The 15,626-nt window shown below is 71.1% G+C and carries 13 protein-coding genes; 3 read left to right on the forward strand and 10 right to left on the reverse strand.

Annotated features, from left to right (window positions below):
- Positions 1-146 precede the first annotated feature (146 nt).
- Positions 147-1,073: a TetR/AcrR family transcriptional regulator C-terminal domain-containing protein gene (locus tag OG709_RS25695; RefSeq protein WP_329167742.1), complete on the reverse strand. Its 927-nt coding sequence runs from the start codon at positions 1,071-1,073 to the stop codon at positions 147-149.
- Positions 1,074-1,186: 113 nt separating this feature from the next.
- Between OG709_RS25695 and OG709_RS25700 the strand changes: the two genes are divergently transcribed.
- A complete protein-coding gene (locus OG709_RS25700) occupies positions 1,187-2,707 on the forward strand; it encodes an MFS transporter (RefSeq protein ID WP_250297732.1) in 1,521 nt (506 codons plus the stop codon).
- Between the two features lie 50 nt (positions 2,708-2,757).
- Here OG709_RS25700 and OG709_RS25705 read toward each other — a convergent pair whose 3' ends face one another.
- From OG709_RS25705 to OG709_RS25735, 7 genes are all read right to left on the reverse strand, one after another.
- A complete protein-coding gene (locus OG709_RS25705; protein ID WP_329167743.1) occupies positions 2,758-3,957 on the reverse strand; it encodes a cytochrome P450 in 1,200 nt (399 codons plus the stop codon).
- 131 nt (positions 3,958-4,088) lie between these two features.
- A complete protein-coding gene (locus tag OG709_RS25710; protein WP_329167744.1) occupies positions 4,089-5,183 on the reverse strand; it encodes an NAD(P)-dependent alcohol dehydrogenase in 1,095 nt (364 codons plus the stop codon).
- Positions 5,180-5,788 (reverse strand): hypothetical protein, encoded by a 609-nt coding sequence (locus tag OG709_RS25715; RefSeq protein ID WP_266640681.1) that lies wholly within the window; start codon positions 5,786-5,788, stop codon positions 5,180-5,182. The genes OG709_RS25710 and OG709_RS25715 overlap by 4 nt, the downstream gene beginning before the upstream one ends.
- On the reverse strand, positions 5,772-6,575 hold the full coding sequence (locus OG709_RS25720; RefSeq protein WP_329167745.1) for an HAD family hydrolase: 804 nt from the start codon (positions 6,573-6,575) through the stop codon (positions 5,772-5,774). The genes OG709_RS25715 and OG709_RS25720 overlap by 17 nt, the downstream gene beginning before the upstream one ends.
- Positions 6,576-6,718: 143 nt before the next feature.
- Positions 6,719-7,294, reverse strand: a complete 576-nt coding sequence (locus OG709_RS25725; protein WP_250297727.1) for an EF-hand domain-containing protein — start codon at positions 7,292-7,294, stop codon at positions 6,719-6,721.
- A 274-nt stretch (positions 7,295-7,568) separates the two neighbouring features.
- Entirely contained in the window at positions 7,569-8,198 is a 630-nt protein-coding gene (locus OG709_RS25730) for a response regulator (protein WP_442815364.1), read from the reverse strand.
- 122 nt (positions 8,199-8,320) lie between these two features.
- Positions 8,321-9,610 carry a sensor histidine kinase gene (locus tag OG709_RS25735; protein WP_329167746.1) on the reverse strand — a complete coding sequence of 430 codons (1,290 nt, stop codon included), beginning with the start codon at positions 9,608-9,610 and terminating at the stop codon, positions 8,321-8,323.
- A gap of 138 nt (positions 9,611-9,748) precedes the next feature.
- On the opposite strand from OG709_RS25735, the gene OG709_RS25740 reads away from it, so the two are divergent.
- Positions 9,749-10,132: a DUF4190 domain-containing protein gene (locus OG709_RS25740; protein WP_250297725.1), complete on the forward strand. Its 384-nt coding sequence runs from the start codon at positions 9,749-9,751 to the stop codon at positions 10,130-10,132.
- A gap of 116 nt (positions 10,133-10,248) precedes the next feature.
- Positions 10,249-11,787, forward strand: coding sequence for an alpha/beta hydrolase (locus OG709_RS25745; RefSeq protein WP_329167747.1), 1,539 nt, complete (start codon positions 10,249-10,251; stop codon positions 11,785-11,787).
- A gap of 22 nt (positions 11,788-11,809) precedes the next feature.
- Here the strand turns inward: OG709_RS25745 and OG709_RS25750 are convergent, their stop codons facing one another.
- Both OG709_RS25750 and OG709_RS25755 read right to left on the reverse strand, forming a co-directional pair.
- The gene (locus OG709_RS25750) at positions 11,810-13,726 is read right to left on the reverse strand and encodes an ABC transporter ATP-binding protein (RefSeq protein ID WP_250297722.1); all 1,917 of its coding nucleotides are present in this window, start codon (positions 13,724-13,726) and stop codon (positions 11,810-11,812) included.
- Positions 13,723-15,573, reverse strand: coding sequence for an ABC transporter ATP-binding protein (locus OG709_RS25755; RefSeq protein ID WP_250297721.1), 1,851 nt, complete (start codon positions 15,571-15,573; stop codon positions 13,723-13,725). Before OG709_RS25755 ends, OG709_RS25750 begins: the two co-directional genes overlap by 4 nt.
- Between the last annotated feature and the right edge of the window lie 53 nt (positions 15,574-15,626).

The raw sequence follows: 15,626 nt of genomic DNA on the forward strand, positions 1-15,626 counted from the left end.
GAGGGGGACAGAGCGACCTGGTGAGCCGCCCTGGCAGAGCAAGCAGTGCGCAGAACGGGGAGAGAGTGTCATCTGTGAAGTGCTGCTGTCAGGAGCGCGTCAAAAGGTTGGCCGAAAATCGTCCGTTGTCCACATGGTCGTGTTCGCTATTCGGGAACTTTGCTGATGAGTGCCGCGGTGCCGTCCAGAATCCGGTGCAGCCCGAATTCGAAGAGGGTGGCGAGGTCCAGTTCGAAGCCACCGTGTTCATCCAGCGAATTCAGATGCGGGTAGGCGCCGGTCGCGGCGAGAACCTCGAACTGTGTCTCGTTCCGTGCCATCCACTCGTCGGTGGACAGTCCGGTGTCCTGGAGCGCCTGCGCCTCCAGGTCGGTGGCCATCGCCAGCCCCTGGATGTAGGCGAAGAGCGTGAGATGGAGGTGCATCAGCCGGCTCTTCGAGAGCCCTGTGTCCGCGCCCGCGCGCAGCATCCACTCGGTGTACGCCATGGCGTTCGGGACGGGCGTGGGCCGGGTGAGGGAGGCCATGGCGTGGACCATCCACGGGTGCCGGTTGTACACCGCCCACATCCACCGGGCGCCGCACACGAAGCGCTCGCGCCAGTCGTCGGGCTGCCGTGCGGGCAGCGGCTGTTCGGCGCAGACGGCGTCCGCCATCAGCTGCACCAGCTCGCCCTTGCCCTGGACGTGCCGGTACAGCGCCATGGTGGAGAGGCCGAGTTCGGTCGCCACCCGCCGCATCGACAGCGCGGGCAGGCCCTCGCTGTCGGCGAGCGCGACCGCCGTACGCACGACGCGGTCGCGGCTCAGCCCCGCGCCCGCCCCGGCGGGGCCACGGCCCGGTGGGGCGGGCGCGGCCGGTGCGGTGACGACCGTCCCGACGCCGGGCACCGCCCGCACCAGCCCCTCCTGGCGCAGTGCGGCCAGCGCCTTGGTGGCCGTCGCCATCGCCACGCCCCACTCCTCGGTGATGGCCCTCGTCGACGGGACGCGCGCGCCCGGCGAAAGTTCGCCGGCATCGATCCGGCGGCGGATCTCGGCGGCGATGCGTCGGTAGGGCGGTTCGGTGTCCACTCCGTGAGTGTACTAGTGCACCTGAGCGTCAAATGCCTGCTGGGAGCTGGTCGTTGTGGAGGTGCACTAGGTAGCTGTTTGCGGTGTACGCGACCGGCTGCTTCGCTCCCGGCATGACCACTGAATCCACCGGACACTCCGCCGGACCACCCACCGCGGGCCGCCGCGAATGGACCGCGCTCGCGGTGCTGATGCTGCCCCTGCTGCTCGTGTCGATGGACGTCTCCATCCTCTACTTCGCCATCCCGTCCATCAGCCAGGACCTGGAGCCCAGCGCCACCCAGCAGCTCTGGATCCTCGACATGTACGGCTTCGTGCTCGCCGGGCTGCTGATCACGATGGGCGCGCTCGGTGACCGCGTCGGGCGGCGCAGGATGGTGCTCGGCGGGGCCGCGCTCTTCGGTGCCGCGTCGGTCGTGGCCGCGTACGCCCACAGCGCCGAGATGCTCATCGCGGTCCGGGCGCTGCTCGGCGTCGGTGGCGCGGCGCTGATGCCCTCGACCCTCGCCATCATCCGCAACCTCTTCCTCGACGAGAAGCAGCGCGGTCGGGCCATCGCCCTGTGGACCGGGGTGATGACCACCGGCATCTCACTCGGCCCGGTCGTCAGCGGACTGCTCCTCGCACACTTCTGGTGGGGCTCGGTCTTCCTCGTCAACCTGCCCGCGATGGCGCTCCTGCTGATCCTCGGGCCGCTGCTGCTCCCGGAGTTCAGGGCGCCCGTCAGGGGAACGTTCGACCTGTTCAGCGCGGCGCTCTCGCTTGCCACCCTGCTCCCGGTCATCTACGGCATCAAGGAACTGGCGGCGCACGGCTACGCCCCGCTGCCCGCTCTCTCCGTCACGGCCGGCCTCGCCGTCGGCGTCGTCTTCGTCCTGCGTCAGCAGCGCGTCGAACACCCCATGATCGACCTGTCCCTGCTGCGCCACCGCGCCTTCGGCGGATCGCTGCTCGCCAACCTCCTGGCGATGTTCGCGACGGTCGGCTTCGCCGTCTTCCTCAGCCAGTACCTCCAGTCCGTGCTGGGCATGAGCGCGCTCAGGGCGGCGCTCTGGTCGCTGGCCCCGATGGCGGGAGTGGCGGTACTGGCGCCGACCGCCGCGCTGGCGGCGAAGCGCTTCGACCGCGCGTACGTCATGGGCGCGGGCTTCGCCGTCTCCGCGTGCGGGTTCCTCTGGCTCAGCCGGGTGCACAGCGGCTCGGCGCTCTGGGTCACGGTGGCCGGCGCCGCGGTGTACGCGGGCGGTCTGGTAGCCGCCATGACACTTGCCAACGAACTCGCCCTCGGCGCGGCCCCGCCGGAGCGCGCGGGCTCGGCCGCCGCGGTCCTGGAATCCGGTCAGGAGCTGGGCGGGGCACTGGGCATGGCCATCCTGGGCTCCGTCGGCGCCGCGGTGTACCGCGCCGACATGGCGGGCGCACCCGATGCCGTACGCGAGACGCTGGGCGGCGCGACCGCGGTGGCCCACGGCGAACTCCTCGCCTCCGCGCACCACGCGTTCGTCCACGCCCTGGACTGCGCGGCGATCGGGGCGGCGGTGGCCATGGCGGGCGCGGCGGTGCTGTCGGTCGTCCTGCTGCGGGGCACGAGCCCGGCAGCGGTACGGACCACCGAGCCCGCGCTGCTGGTCTGAGGGGAAGAGCCATGGGGGAGCGCGCACAGGGGGGCGCTCCCCCATGGCCCTCAGGGCTGCCCGGTGCCCGCCGCTTCGGTGTGCAGGGTGTGTGCGGATGCGCCCGACACCAGGAGTGCGCTGACGCTGTTGATGGTCAGCGAGGTGGTGGGCGGACCGGGCGGGCCGGTGAGCTGCAAGGGCGGGAGTGCGGTGAACAGGCCGGACAGGGCGGTACGGAGCTGGAGCCGGGCGAGTGGAGCGCCGAGGCAGAAATGCGGGCCGCGGCCGAACGCGAGGTGGTGCTGCCGGGGCGCGGCGATGTCGAACCGACCGCTGGAAGTGCGCCGGGTGTCCCGGTTGGCCGCGGTGTAGCAGAGCAGGAGGGCGTCGCCCTTGCTGAGGTGCTGCCCGCCCAGCACGACATCTTCGCGGGGGAAGGCGAAGGGCAGCGCGAAGACGCTGGAGTCGTAGCGCAGGGCTTCCTCCACCACGTGGTCCCAGGTCACCTGGCCGTCGAGGACGCGTCGCAGTTGCGCCGGGTGTTCGAGGAGGGCGCGGGCGGCGTTGACGAGGGCTGCCACGGTGGTGTCGAAGCCGGCGGCCAGGAAGAGCCAGAGAGTGTCCTGGGCCTCCCGCCGGGTCAGGGAGCCGCTCTCGACGGACTGTTGGAGGTCGGTGACGAAACCGCCGTCCTCGTCCCGCCCGGCCGGGCGCTCCAGGAGGTGGCCGAGGTAGGTGCGGATCTCGCTGCTCAGCTGCTGGGATTCCCGTGGCGTGAGTGCGGCGCGCGAGAGAGCCCGGAAGACCAGGGAGGTTGCCTGCGGGCGCTCGGCTTCCGGGACGGCGAGGAGCGAGCAGAGCACGTCGAGGGCCAGCGGGAGGGCGAACTCCGTCCGCAGGTCGACCGGCCGCTGCACGGGATCGAGGCCGGAGAGGAGACGAGTGACGGTCCGGTCGACCGCGGGCTGGAGGCTCCTGATGCGGCGGGGGGTGAAGGCGGTGGCGGCGATGCGGCGGAGCCGGGTGTGGTCCGCCCCGTCGGCTGTCAGCATCCACTGCCTGTTCAGGTGGTCGATCATCGGCCAGTCCGCGGGGACCTCGCCGTTCTGCAGGGCTCTGAAGTGCTGGGGCGAGCGGGAGTACAGAGGCCGGGTCAGAACCGCTTCCAACTCGTCGAAGCCCACGACGGCCCAGCAGTCGACACCGCCCGGCCACCGAGCCGGGACGACGGTTCCCTGCGCGCGCAGTGTCCGGGACTGCTCCTGCATGTCTGCGTGAGGGTCGAGTGCGATGCGGGCCGGCACGGTGAAGCCTTCCGATCGGTGAGTTGTTCGGACGGGCAGGAAGCCGGACGGGCAGGAAGCCGGACAGGCAGGAGGTCAGACAGGCAGGCAGGAGGTCAGACGGGCAGGAGGACGGCCTTGACGACTTCGCCGCTCGCCACGTCGCGTTCCGCCTGGTTGATCGCATCGAGCGGGTACGTCCGGATCAGGCGGTCGAAGGGGAAGCGGCCCTGCTGCCACAGGCCGATGAGCTGTGGGACGAACAGCCGGGGGACGGCGTCACCCTCGATGATGCCCTTGACGGTCCGGCCGGCGGCGAGGAGCAGCGGGTCCACGGTGAGGTCCCCGTCCTGTACACCGATGAGGCCGCAGGTGCCGTGGCTGTGCAGGGCGCGGATGAGCGAGGTGATGACCGAGGGCACGCCGGTGGTGTCGAGGGCGTAGTCGGCGCCATCGGTGATTTCCCTGATCTCCTCGGTGAGGTCCCGGCTGTGTCCGTCGAGGGTGTGGGTCGCGCCGTACTCCTCGGCCAGTTTCCGGCGCAGGGGGTGGATATCCACCGCGACGACCACCGTCGCTCCGGCCGCGTACGCGGCCATCACGGCGGCGAGTCCCACGGCTCCCGTTCCGGACACCACGATGCTTGATCCGGCGCGGACGCGAAGGGAGTTGAGGACGGCGCCCGCCCCGGTCTGGAAGCCGCAGCCGAGTGTGCCGAGCAGCTCCAGGGGTGGTGCGGACGGCGGAACCGGGACGAGGCTGCGGGCCGGGACCACGGCGTGCGTGGCGAAGGAGGACTGGGCGAACCACCGCGCGGAGATCTCCTCGCCTGCCTGACCGCGGGCCGTACCGGAGCCGTCGGGGCGGCGGCCGGTGAGATTGCGGGGGAAGAACGTCGCACAGTTGGCCGGCCGTCCTCCCAGACAGGCGCGGCAGTTGCCGCAGGAGTCGAACGACATGACCACCCGGTCACCCGGGGCCACATCGGTCACGTGCTGTCCCACCGCTTCCACGACCCCGGAGCCCTCGTGCCCCGGAACGAGGGGCAGCGCGATGCCCGCCCGCGGAGTGCGGGGCAGCAGATCGGTGTGGCAGAAGCCGACCCCGGCGATGCGGACGAGCACCTCGTCGGGGCCGGGCTCCGCCAGGTTCACGTCCTCGACCGTGAAGGGGAGCGCCGGATGGCGCAGGACCGCGGCCCGGACCTTCACAGTCCGGCCTTCGTGCCGTCCCAGAATTCGTCCGCCCAGACGTCCCCGTAGAGCCAGTTCCCGGCGGCTTCCGGATCGTCACTGGTGTAGAACTCGCGGTGCGCCCGGAGGATGTCTCCCAGCGGAACCTCGGAGGTCCCGGTGGGCAGACCCATCCGTGCTGCCGCGAGAGCGATGTTCGGGGCCGGGGTTCCCATGCCCTGCTGGAAGGCGGTGAATTCCGTCAGCCGGATCTGCCCGTCGTCGTCGCGGTCCACCGCGGACCAGACGGCTTCGCCGACCGGCTTGAAATAGGCGTCGTAGTCGGCAGCGCCGCCGATCAGCGCCTTCGTCATGGCCTCCCGCCATTCCTCCGGAGTGATAGCCCGGTCGGGCCGCCATCCGGTGACCGCCGCGATGTGGTCGCAGAAGCCTTGTGACGCGGCGAGGACGGCCTGTGCCTTACGGCTGCCCAGGGGCTCACCCAGGTAGACCAGGATCCGGACGAAGAGGAGCGACACGTCGGCGAGTTCGATCCGGGCGTCACGGTCGTGATCGGCGTGGGCGAAACACACGTCGACCTTCCGCTCGATCAGCCGGGACGCAAGGTCATGCGGAGTACGCATCGAGGTTCCTCTCCGAGGGGACGGTGGAGACGGTGGAGACGGTGGGGACGGCAACGACCACTGGCGCAGTGGCTGTGCGCCGGGAAGGGCGTGAGGGGGAGACGAGAGCCGATACCTGCGGAACGAGGGTGCGGCGGTCGGCGACGGTCCAGGCTCCGTGCCGGGCCATGCACCGCAGGGTTTCGTCCGGTTCGAAGGCGATGGGATGCCCGACGGCGTGCAACAGGGCGTAGTCCGAGGCCCCGTTACCGATCGCCAGTGCTTCGGTCATATCTGCGTTCAGCTGGGAAGCCAGCTCACGCAGCAGGCCGACCTTCACTTCAGGGATTGCCGGGAGGCTCAGGAATCGGTGTGTGCAAACGCCGTTGTCGACGGCGAGCCGCATACCGAACCGGTGGCTGATGCCCAGCTCGTCGGCTATTCGGTCGATCATCTCCTGCGGGCTGCCCGATATCAGCACAGGAACGAACCCGCCCTTTTCCAGGATTTCGATCAACGGGCCCGCGCTGTCGAGCAATCGGTGCCGGACACGCTGCCATGCCGCGTGCGAGGCGGCGAGGATACGTTCCTGCGGGACGCCTTCCACGGCGCGGGCATAGCAGTCGCTGGTGGACTCCAGCGTGGTACGGAATGCTTTCCCCGCGCCGCGGTGCTGTCGCATGGCGTTCCGCACCCGGTGCACAGCTGATGCGCTGACGAGATCCGCGGAGTTCAGCTCGTCCAGGAGAGCGAAACCCAGCGTCCCCTGATAGAGCGTTCCGTCCACGTCCACAACGGCGATGTTCATTCGACCTTCTCGGCGGCTGACCAGTACGGCATCCCACCCCGCCCGCGGAACTAACCCGGGGCGTACCCAGCGGGCAGGGGGGGCGTCGGAATTTCCGTCGGGGGCGGCTTCGGTAGGCCGGCAGTCACCCCTGACCGCACTGTTCAGACCGCGGCGGTCTGGAAGGCGGCTCCGAAGAGCCAGTTGCCGTTGGTTTCGGCGTCGGTGCTCGTGTAGAAGTCCCGGAAGGCGACCATCAGTTCGTCCACTGACAGCGACCCGTCGCTGTTGAGGTCGAGCCGCTCGAACGCGATGCGTGCGTTCTCGGGCGAGGTCCCGAACGCGAGCTGCACGGCGCTGAATTCGGTGGCGGTGACCCGGCCGTCGTCGTCACGGTCGCAGAGACTCCAGATGGCGTTCGCCACCGGGCGGCTCGCTGCGTTGAAGCTCTCGGCCGAGCCGACGAGCTTCCGCATCCCGACCCGGTACTCGGTCGGGTCGATCTTCCCGTCGCCGTTGGTGTCCAGTTCGGTCACGAGGCCGTGCCACCAGTCCTGGCAGACGTTCAGCATCGTTACGGATTTCGGAGAGCCGAAGGGCTCGCCCACGGCCGCGATGATCCGCGCGGCGAAGGTCAGAATGTCGGCGGCGTCGACCACCCCGTCCTTGTTCTGATCGGCATGCCCGAAACACATGTCGAACTTCCGGTCGAGCAACGCACTCTGCTGAGCGGGAATCATCTGCGAACGCCCTTCGATGACAAGCCGGAGAAACAGATACGGCCACTCGACATCACGAGCCGAGGGCCGACCGCACAAGGCTATGAGGCCGATCGGGCGAACAAGTGCGATCACTTGGAGGGTTCACCCTCAAGAATGAGCGGCATCACATCTGTTCTACGGCCCGGTGGATGAAGGGCCGGTCGGCCGTGGTCGAAAAGGGCCGGTCGGCCGTGGTCGAAGTGGAGAACCGGATCTTCTTCGACGTCGGCGAATTCCCGCACCGGAGGCCCGTTCAGGCGGGCCGGCCCGCGACCCCCGGCACCACCAGACCGGACTCGTACGCGATCACCACCGCGTGGGTCCGGTTCTGCGCGCCGAGTTTGGTCAGCACGTTCCCGACATGGGTCTTCACCGTCTCCAGGCTCACCGTGAGCGACTCCGCGATCTCCGGGTTGGACAGGCCGGTGGCCATCAGCCTCAGCACCTCCTCCTCCCGCCCCGTCAGTGCCGCCCTCGGCAGCGCCTCGGCGGAGTCCAGCGGGCGGGCGGCGACCATCCGGCGCAGCGCCGCCGGGAAGAGGATCGCCTCTCCCGCCGCCACCACCCGTACCGCTTCCGCGATCTGCCGGACCGGAAGCCGCTTGAGTACGAAGCCACTGGCCCCCGCGCTGAGCGCGGCGGTGACGTAGCCGTCGTTCTCGAAGGTGGTGATCACCACGACCTTCGGCGGAGCGGCCGACCCGGCCAGCAACTGCCGGGTGGCGTCTATCCCGTTGCGGCGCGGCATCCGTACATCCATCAGCACCACGTCCGGCCGCAGCCGCCGCGCCTGTTCGACCGCCTCGACGCCGTCGGCGGCCTCGCCGATCACCGTGATCCCCGGCTGCACCGCGAGCAGGGTGCGCAGACCGCTGCGGGTCACCTCGTCGTCGTCCGCGATCAGGAGTGTGACGGGGGAGTTGGCGGGGGAGCTGGTGGGGTTGGTGGTGACGGGGCCGGTTCCGGCGGCGCCGGCCGTGACGGCTGCGCTCGCGTCGGAGCCCGTCACGCGCGCAACCGGGCCGGCAGCCGGACCGCCAACCGCCAGTGCTGCGGACCGTCCGGGCCTGCCTCGATCTCACCGTGCAACAGGCGTACGCGCTCGGCCAGTCCGGGCAGGCCGTGCCCGGACGTCGGGAAGGCACCCGGGCCCCCGCCCGTACTCGTACTCGTACGCGGCCCGGTCCGGTTGACCACACCGAGCTCCAGTCCGTCCGGCGCGGCTGCCACCCGGACCTCGATCGGGCCGCCCGCCCCGTGCCGCAACGCGTTGGTCAATCCCTCCTGCAGGATCCGGTACGCCGCCCGGGAGAGCGTCCCCTGCACCTGCGCCAGCCCGCCCGTCAGCTCCGGCTCCACCACCGCCCCCGCGTGCCGCAACCGGTCCAGCAGTTCGGGCAGGTCGGCCAGGGTGCGGGTCGGGGCTGTCCCCGACTCCTCCTCGCGCAGCACGCCCAGCACGTAGTCCAGGTCCTCCAGTGCGGCCCGGGTCGACTCCTCGATGCTGCGCAGCGCGGCCCGCGCCGCCACCGGGTCGGCGGACAGCACCTCGCCCGCCACCGCCGCCTGGATCGTGGTCGCCGTCAGCGTGTGCCCGATCGAGTCGTGCAACTCGTGGGCCAGCCGGTTCCGTTCGGCCATCAGCAGCTCCCGCTCGGCCGCCAGCGCGAGCCGCTCGGCCGACGACGGCCCCAACAGCCGTGGCGCCAGCCACCGCAGAGTGCCCGTCACCACCGCACAGACAGCCGCCGCCAGCAGCACGCAGCCGAGCGCCGCCGCCCAGCTGCCCCAGCCACCCTCCAGCCGAACCGACCGGCCGAACAGGCTCAGCTCTCCCTCGGCGCCGAGCCAGTTCCCCGGCAGGACCAGGCCCGCGATCATCAGCACACCGCTCACCAGCGCCCCCGTCCACCCCAGTGCCACGTGCAGCAGCAGCCAGACCGGAGTCCGCCAACGGCCGGCAGCGGACGCCGGCGCGGTGGGAGCCCGGCCGGTGCCGGGCGAACCCGCCGGCCGCCGACCGGTCAGCGGATCCGGCAACGGCACCCTCAGCAGCCGGCGGGCGGAGACGATCAGCCCCCGCCGTGTGGTGCGGGCCAGCCCGACCGCGCCGATCAGCGCCGCCCACGCCAGCAGGTCCAGAACGACCTGCACCCCGTAGGGGGCGGACCGCCACGCCAGTGCGGGCAGCGTCACGAAAGGCAGCAGAGCGATGCTCGCCAACGCGGCGCACCAGGCGTACAGCACACCCGTGTACGTGGAGCCGCGCAGCAGCGGCCGGATTCCCCTGATCATGATGCGGCCAGTATGACCGGCGAGCCCACCGACGGCCTCCCCCGATCGGGGGAGCGCTTTCTCCCGCTTTCCCGCGATGTGCGTCCAGGACCCCGCGAGCCAGGATCGTGCCCCGACCAGTTGACCGGAGGACAGTTGATGAACACACAAGGGACGAGGACGCTGCCCCACCCCCGGGGCACCGGCCACGCCACACCGCCCGAGGCCGGCCGGAACGGCCTGACCGTGACCGCGATGGTGCTGGGCGTCACCGGTCTGGCCACCTCGATCGTGTTGATCGGCGGCCCGCTCGGCGTCATCGGCCTGATCCTGGGCGCCGCCGCCCTGAGGACGACGAAGCGGACCGGCGTCGGGCGTGGCATGGCCGTCACCGGTCTGGTGACGTCGTCGATCGCCATCGTGGTGTCCGTCCTGGTCGCCGTCTCCGTCGCCTGGTACGCCGACCACACCCAGGAGTGCTACCGGCCCGACAGTTTCCGGCAGTACACGCACTGCGTCCACCAGCAGCTCGGCGGGCACTGACCGGTGCCCGGCAGCACCGCGGATCCGCCGCCCCTGAGCGGTGGATCCGCCCCCCCCGCACGCACCCGAGGGCGGAAGGGCCGACCGGCCACCTCTGCCCGGCAAGGACGAACACGATGACGCGCAACAGACGAACGGCATCTCTTCTGGCCGCCGGAGCCGCGGTGACTCTCGTTTCCGCACTGACGCCCGCGACGGCCTTCGCCGCACCCCGGGCGTCCGTGGCCACGGCCTCGCCGCGCCCGTACACACAGCAGAAACTCCGGTGGCAGCGCTGCGACGCGCAGAGCCCCACCACGTTTCGGTGCGCGACCGTCAAGGTGCCGCTGGACTACGGCGATCCCGGCGGCAAACAGATCGACATCGCGATATCCCGGCTGAAGGCGAGCAGCGCGAAGGAACGCCGCGGTGTTCTGCTGCTCAACCCCGGCGGCCCCGGCGGGCCGGGCCTGGACCTGCCCGTCGCACCGGAGCTGAACATCCCCGGGGCGGTGAAGAGGCAGTACGACCTCATCGGGTTCGACCCGAGAGGTGTCGGGCAGAGTTCTCCCCTCGGCTGCGGACTGACCGCTGACGAGGAGAACGACGAACGCCCCTACAAGGCCGGTACGTTCACGAAGGACGTGGCGTGGGCCCGTACGGTGGCCGACAAGTGCCGGGCCGCGGCGGGTGACGAGCTGCCGCACCTCACCACCCGCAACACCGCCCGCGACATGGACGTCGTCCGCGCCGTGCTGGGGGAGAAGAAGATCTCCTACCTGGGCTACTCGTACGGCACCTACCTCGGAGCCGTCTACGCGCAGATGTTCCCCCGGCGGACCGACCGGTTCGTGCTGGACAGCGCGGCCGATCCCGCACAGATCTGGCGGGCCACGTTCCAGGAGATGGCGAAGGGGGCCGAGGCGGCCTTCACGCGATGGACCGAGTGGACCGCCCAGCGGCACACCACGTACCACCTGGGTGACACCCCCGCCCAGGTCCGCGAGAGCTTCTGGGACCTGATCGGCCGGGCCGACCGCGAGCCGGTCGACTCCGGCGGGACGCTCCTCACCGGGGACGGCATCCGCTCCGAACTGCGCCCCGTCTTCTTCCACGTCCGGGCCGCCGCCGAACGGGTCGCCGAGCTGAAGAAGGCGGCCGGGGGCGAGCAGCCGGCCGCACCGCCCGGTACACCCGAGCAGGCGTCGGGCCCCGCCCCGGCAGCGTTCGGCCGTACCGTCCCCCCGGACAACGACGCCGCGATCGCCTGGGCCGTCGTCTGCGCCGACACCCGCACCTCGTGGCCGAGCGACCCCGAGCAGTACCGCCGCGACGCGATCCGCGACAAGGCCCGGTACCCGCTGTACGGCGACATCGCCTCCACCATCAAGCCGTGCGCCTTCTGGAAACAGGGCAGCGAGCCGGGGACGACGGTGAACAACGACGTCAGCGCACTGATCCTGCAGAACGAGTGGGACCCCCAGACCCCCCTGCCCGGCGCCCGGGGCCTGCACCGGGCCCTGCACGGCTCCCGGATGGTCACTGTCGCCGGAGGGGAGGGGCACGGCGTCTACGGCCTGGCCGACTCCTGCGCGGACCGGAGCGCCACGGCCTATCTGACCACCGGCAGCCTCCCGGCCGAGGACCTGACCTGCCGGGCGCCGGGCGACACCTGAGGCCGCACTCATCCCACCGCGCTCACCCCACCAGGCTCTCCCGCCACGCCCGGTGCAGACCCGCGAACCGCCCCGTCCCCGCGATGAGTTCGTCCGGGGTCCCGTCCTCGACGATCCTGCCGTTCTCCATCACCAGGACCCGGTCCGCGATCTCCACGGTGGAGAGCCGGTGGGCGATGACCACCGCCGTACGGCCGCGCAGCACCGTGTCCATCGCGCGCTGCACCGCCCGTTCGCCCGGGATGTCGAGCGAACTCGTCGCCTCGTCGAGGATCAGCACCGCGGGGTCGGCGAGCAACGCGCGGGCGAAGGACACCAACTGGCGCTGGCCCGCGGAGATCCGGCCGCCACGCTTGCGTACGTCCGTGTCGTACCCCTCCGGCAGCGAGGCGATGAAGTCGTGCGCGCCGATGGCCTTCGCGGCCCGTTCGATGTCCTCGGGCGTCGCCCCGGGGCTGCCGATGGCGATGTTCTCGGCGATCGTGCCGGAGAAGAGGAACGCCTCCTGCGTCACCATGACGACGCCGCGCCGCAGTTCGGGCACGTCCAGATCGGCGAGATCGACCCCGTCCAGGCGGACCCGGCCGTCGGTCGGATCGTAGAAACGGGCCAGGAGTTTGGCGAGCGTCGACTTGCCCGCGCCCGTCGAGCCGACGACCGCGACCGTCTGGCCCGCCGGGATGGTGAGGTCGAAGCGGGGCAGTACCTCGCCGCCGGTGCGGTAGGCGAAGCGGACGCCGTCGAAGACGACCTCGCGGCCCGGGTGTCCGGAGGTGAGCGCGGGCAGCGGCCGGGAGGTCCGGGGCGCGGGGACGGTCGGCTCCTGGGCCAGCAGGCCCGCGATCTTCTCCAGTGAGGCCGCCGCCGACTGGTAGGAGTTGAGGAACATGCCGAGCCGGTCGATCGGGTCGTACAGCCTGCGCAGGTACAGCACGGACGCGGCCAGCACACCGAGGGCGAGTCCCCCTTCGGTGACCCGGTAGGCGCCCCACAGGACGATGCCCGCCACGGCGGTGTTGGCGATCAGCCGGGAGCCGGCCACATAGCGGGCCATCTCCAGCAGCGCATCGCCGTTGACCCGCTCGTGGCGCCGGTTGAGCTCGTCGAACTCCGCGTCGTTGGCCCGCTCGCGGCGGAACGCCTGCACCGGGCGGATGCCGTTCATGGTCTCCGCGAACTTCACGATGACGGCGGCCACCGCGGTCGAGCGCTGAGCGAAGACCACCGAGACCCGGCGCCGGTAGAGACGGATCAGTAGATACAGCGGTACGAAGGAGAGCACCGCGACCGCGCCGAGCTGCCAGTCCAGGAAGAGCAGCATCACGCAGATGTAGACCACCGAGAGGACCACCCCGATGAGCTCCTGGAGGCCGTCGCTGAGCAGTTCGCGCAGCGACTCGACATCGGTGGTGGAGCGGGCGATCAGACGCCCCGAGGTGTAGCGCTCGTGGAAGTCGACGCTCAGCGCCTGGGCGTGCCGGAAGATCCGCCCGCGGAGATCGAGGAGAGCGCCCTGGTTGACGTGCGCGGACGTCAGCACGAAGGCGTACTGCAGGGCCCCGGAGAGCAGCGCGCAGCCGAGGTAGCCGACACCGACGGCGATCAGCGGGCCGTGGTCGTGGTCGCGGAAGGCGGGGACCGCGTGGTCGATGGCGTACGCGACGAGCAGCGGGCCCGCCTGGATCGCGGCCTGTTGGACGAGCATCAGCAGCGCGGAGACCACCGCGAGCGTCCGGTGCGGTGCGAGGAGCGAGCGCAGTAGGGCCCCGGTCGCGCCGGGCGGGGTGGGCAGCGCGTCCTTGTCGTACGGGTCGTCACCGGCCTTCTGCGGCGCGGCGCCGGCTCCCGGTGATTCCGGCGCGCCCGGCGCCGTTCCCGCGTCCGCGTCCGGATCAGCGCCGGGCTCCGCGGCCCGTCGGCCGTCGACGTTGGTGGTCATCGGGTCTCGTCCCCTTCGGCGCCCGACATCAGCCAGGCGTACTCGGCGTTGCTGCGCAGGAGTTCGTGGTGGGTGCCGACGGCCGCGATCCGCCCTTCGGACAGCAGCGCGACCCGGTCGGCGAGCATCACGGTGGACGGCCGGTGCGCGATGACGAGCGCCGTCGTCTCCGCGAGCACCCGGCGCAGGGCCGCCTCGACGAGCGCCTCGGTGTGCACGTCCAGCGCGGACAGCGGATCGTCCAGCACCAGGAAGCGCGGCTGCCCGACGACCGCCCGTGCCAGGGCGAGCCGTTGGCGCTGCCCGCCGGAGAGGCTCAGGCCCTGCTCGCCGACCTGGGTGCGCGGGCCGTGCGGCAGGTCGTGCACGAAGTCGGCCCGAGCGGTGTCCAGGGCGTGCAGCAGCGCGTCCTCGTCCGCCTCCGCGTGGCCCATCCGGACGTTCTCACCGACGCTCGCGGAGAAGAGTGTCGGCTCCTCGAAGGCCACCGAGACCAGCTCCCGCAGCCGCTCCCGCGGCATGGCGGTGATGTCCCGGCCGTCGAGGGTGATGCGGCCCCCGGTGATCTCGTGCAGCCTCGGTACGAGCGAGGTGAGCGTGGTCTTGCCCGAGCCGGTGGAGCCGACGACGGCCAGGGTCTCCCCGGACCGGATGTGCAGATCGATCCGCTCCAGGACGGGCGGGGCGTCCGGGGCTGCGTCGGGGTACCGGAACTCGACGCCGTGGAAGCGCAGTCCGCTCCCGTCGCCCCCGGCCGTGGCGGCGGCACGGCCGTCCGGGGCGTACGTCGCCCGGTCCACCTCCTCGACCCGGTCCACCTCCTCGGCCCGGCCTGCCTCCTCGGCCACATCCGTCTCCTCGGCCACGTCGAGCACCTCGAAGTAGCGCTGGGTGGCCGTTGCCGCGTCCTGGCTGATCGCCAGCAGGAAGCCGATCGACTCCACCGGCCAGCGCAGCGCGAGCGCCGTGGAGAGGAACGCGACCAGGGTGCCCGCCGACAGGCCGCCGTCGGCGACCTGGACCGTTCCGACCACCAGGGCGGCTCCGATGGCCAGTTCGGGGATCGCGGTGATGAGCGTCCAGATGGCCGCCAGCAGACGTGCCTTGACCAGTTCCGTGGCACGCAGCCGCTGGGACAGCTCACGGAAGGCCAGGGCCTGGCTGCGGTGCCTGCCGAAGCCCTTGATGATGCGGATGCCCAGCACGCTCTCCTCGACGACCGTCGTCAGATCGCCGACCTGGTCCTGGGAGACCCGGGCGACCAGCGCGTACTTCGTCTCGAAGACCTTGCACATGATCATCAGCGGGATCGCCGGGGCCAGCAGCACCAGTCCCAGCGTCCACTGCTGCACCAGCAGAATGACGAACCCGACCACGATCGTCACCCCGTTGACCACCAGGAACGTCAGCGGAAAGGAGAGGAACATCCGCACCATCATCAGATCCGTCGTGCCGCGCGAGAGCAACTGCCCGGACGGCCACCGGTCGTGGAAGGCCACCGGGAGCCGCTGCAGATGACGGTAGAGATCGGCCCGCATCGACGCCTCGACCGAGGCGAGCGGCCGGGCGACCAGCCAGCGCCGGACGCCGAAGAGTACGGCCTCCGCGACTCCGAGCCCGAACAGCATCAGAGCGCCGAGCCAGACCCCGCGGGCGTCCCGGCCGGCGACCGGCCCGTCGACGATCCACTTCAGTACGAGCGGGAACACCAGCCCCAGGCACGAGGCGACGATCGCGATGCACGCCGCCCCGGCCAGCTGTCTTCGCACCGGCCGTACGTACGGCCGGAGCCGCAGGAGTGACCGTACGCCGGACTGGGGACGGGGCGTTGCATGTGGTTCGGACATCAGTGGCGAGACTACGGTTCGCCACTGACAGTGCCCACCGAGTTTCGCGGCGT

The sequence above is a fragment of the Streptomyces sp. NBC_01267 genome (assembly GCF_036241575.1).
GTDB lineage: Bacteria > Actinomycetota > Actinomycetes > Streptomycetales > Streptomycetaceae > Streptomyces.

Bases quoted from the DNA above. Each gene is read 5' to 3' on its own strand.
- OG709_RS25715 (WP_266640681.1), bottom strand. From the start codon at position 5,788: ATGCGTACTCCGCATGACCTTGCGTCCCGGCTGATCGAGCGGAAGGTC.
- OG709_RS25745 (WP_329167747.1), top strand. From the start codon at position 10,249: ATGACGCGCAACAGACGAACGGCATCTCTTCTGGCCGCCGGAGCCGCG.
- OG709_RS25705 (WP_329167743.1), bottom strand. From the start codon at position 3,957: ATGCAGGAGCAGTCCCGGACACTGCGCGCGCAGGGAACCGTCGTCCCG.
- OG709_RS25720 (WP_329167745.1), bottom strand. From the start codon at position 6,575: ATGAACATCGCCGTTGTGGACGTGGACGGAACGCTCTATCAGGGGACG.
- OG709_RS25700 (WP_250297732.1), top strand. From the start codon at position 1,187: ATGACCACTGAATCCACCGGACACTCCGCCGGACCACCCACCGCGGGC.
- OG709_RS25750 (WP_250297722.1), bottom strand. From the start codon at position 13,726: ATGACCACCAACGTCGACGGCCGACGGGCCGCGGAGCCCGGCGCTGAT.
- OG709_RS25725 (WP_250297727.1), bottom strand. From the start codon at position 7,294: ATGATTCCCGCTCAGCAGAGTGCGTTGCTCGACCGGAAGTTCGACATG.
- OG709_RS25735 (WP_329167746.1), bottom strand. From the start codon at position 9,610: ATGATCAGGGGAATCCGGCCGCTGCTGCGCGGCTCCACGTACACGGGT.
- OG709_RS25755 (WP_250297721.1), bottom strand. From the start codon at position 15,573: ATGTCCGAACCACATGCAACGCCCCGTCCCCAGTCCGGCGTACGGTCA.
- OG709_RS25740 (WP_250297725.1), top strand. From the start codon at position 9,749: ATGAACACACAAGGGACGAGGACGCTGCCCCACCCCCGGGGCACCGGC.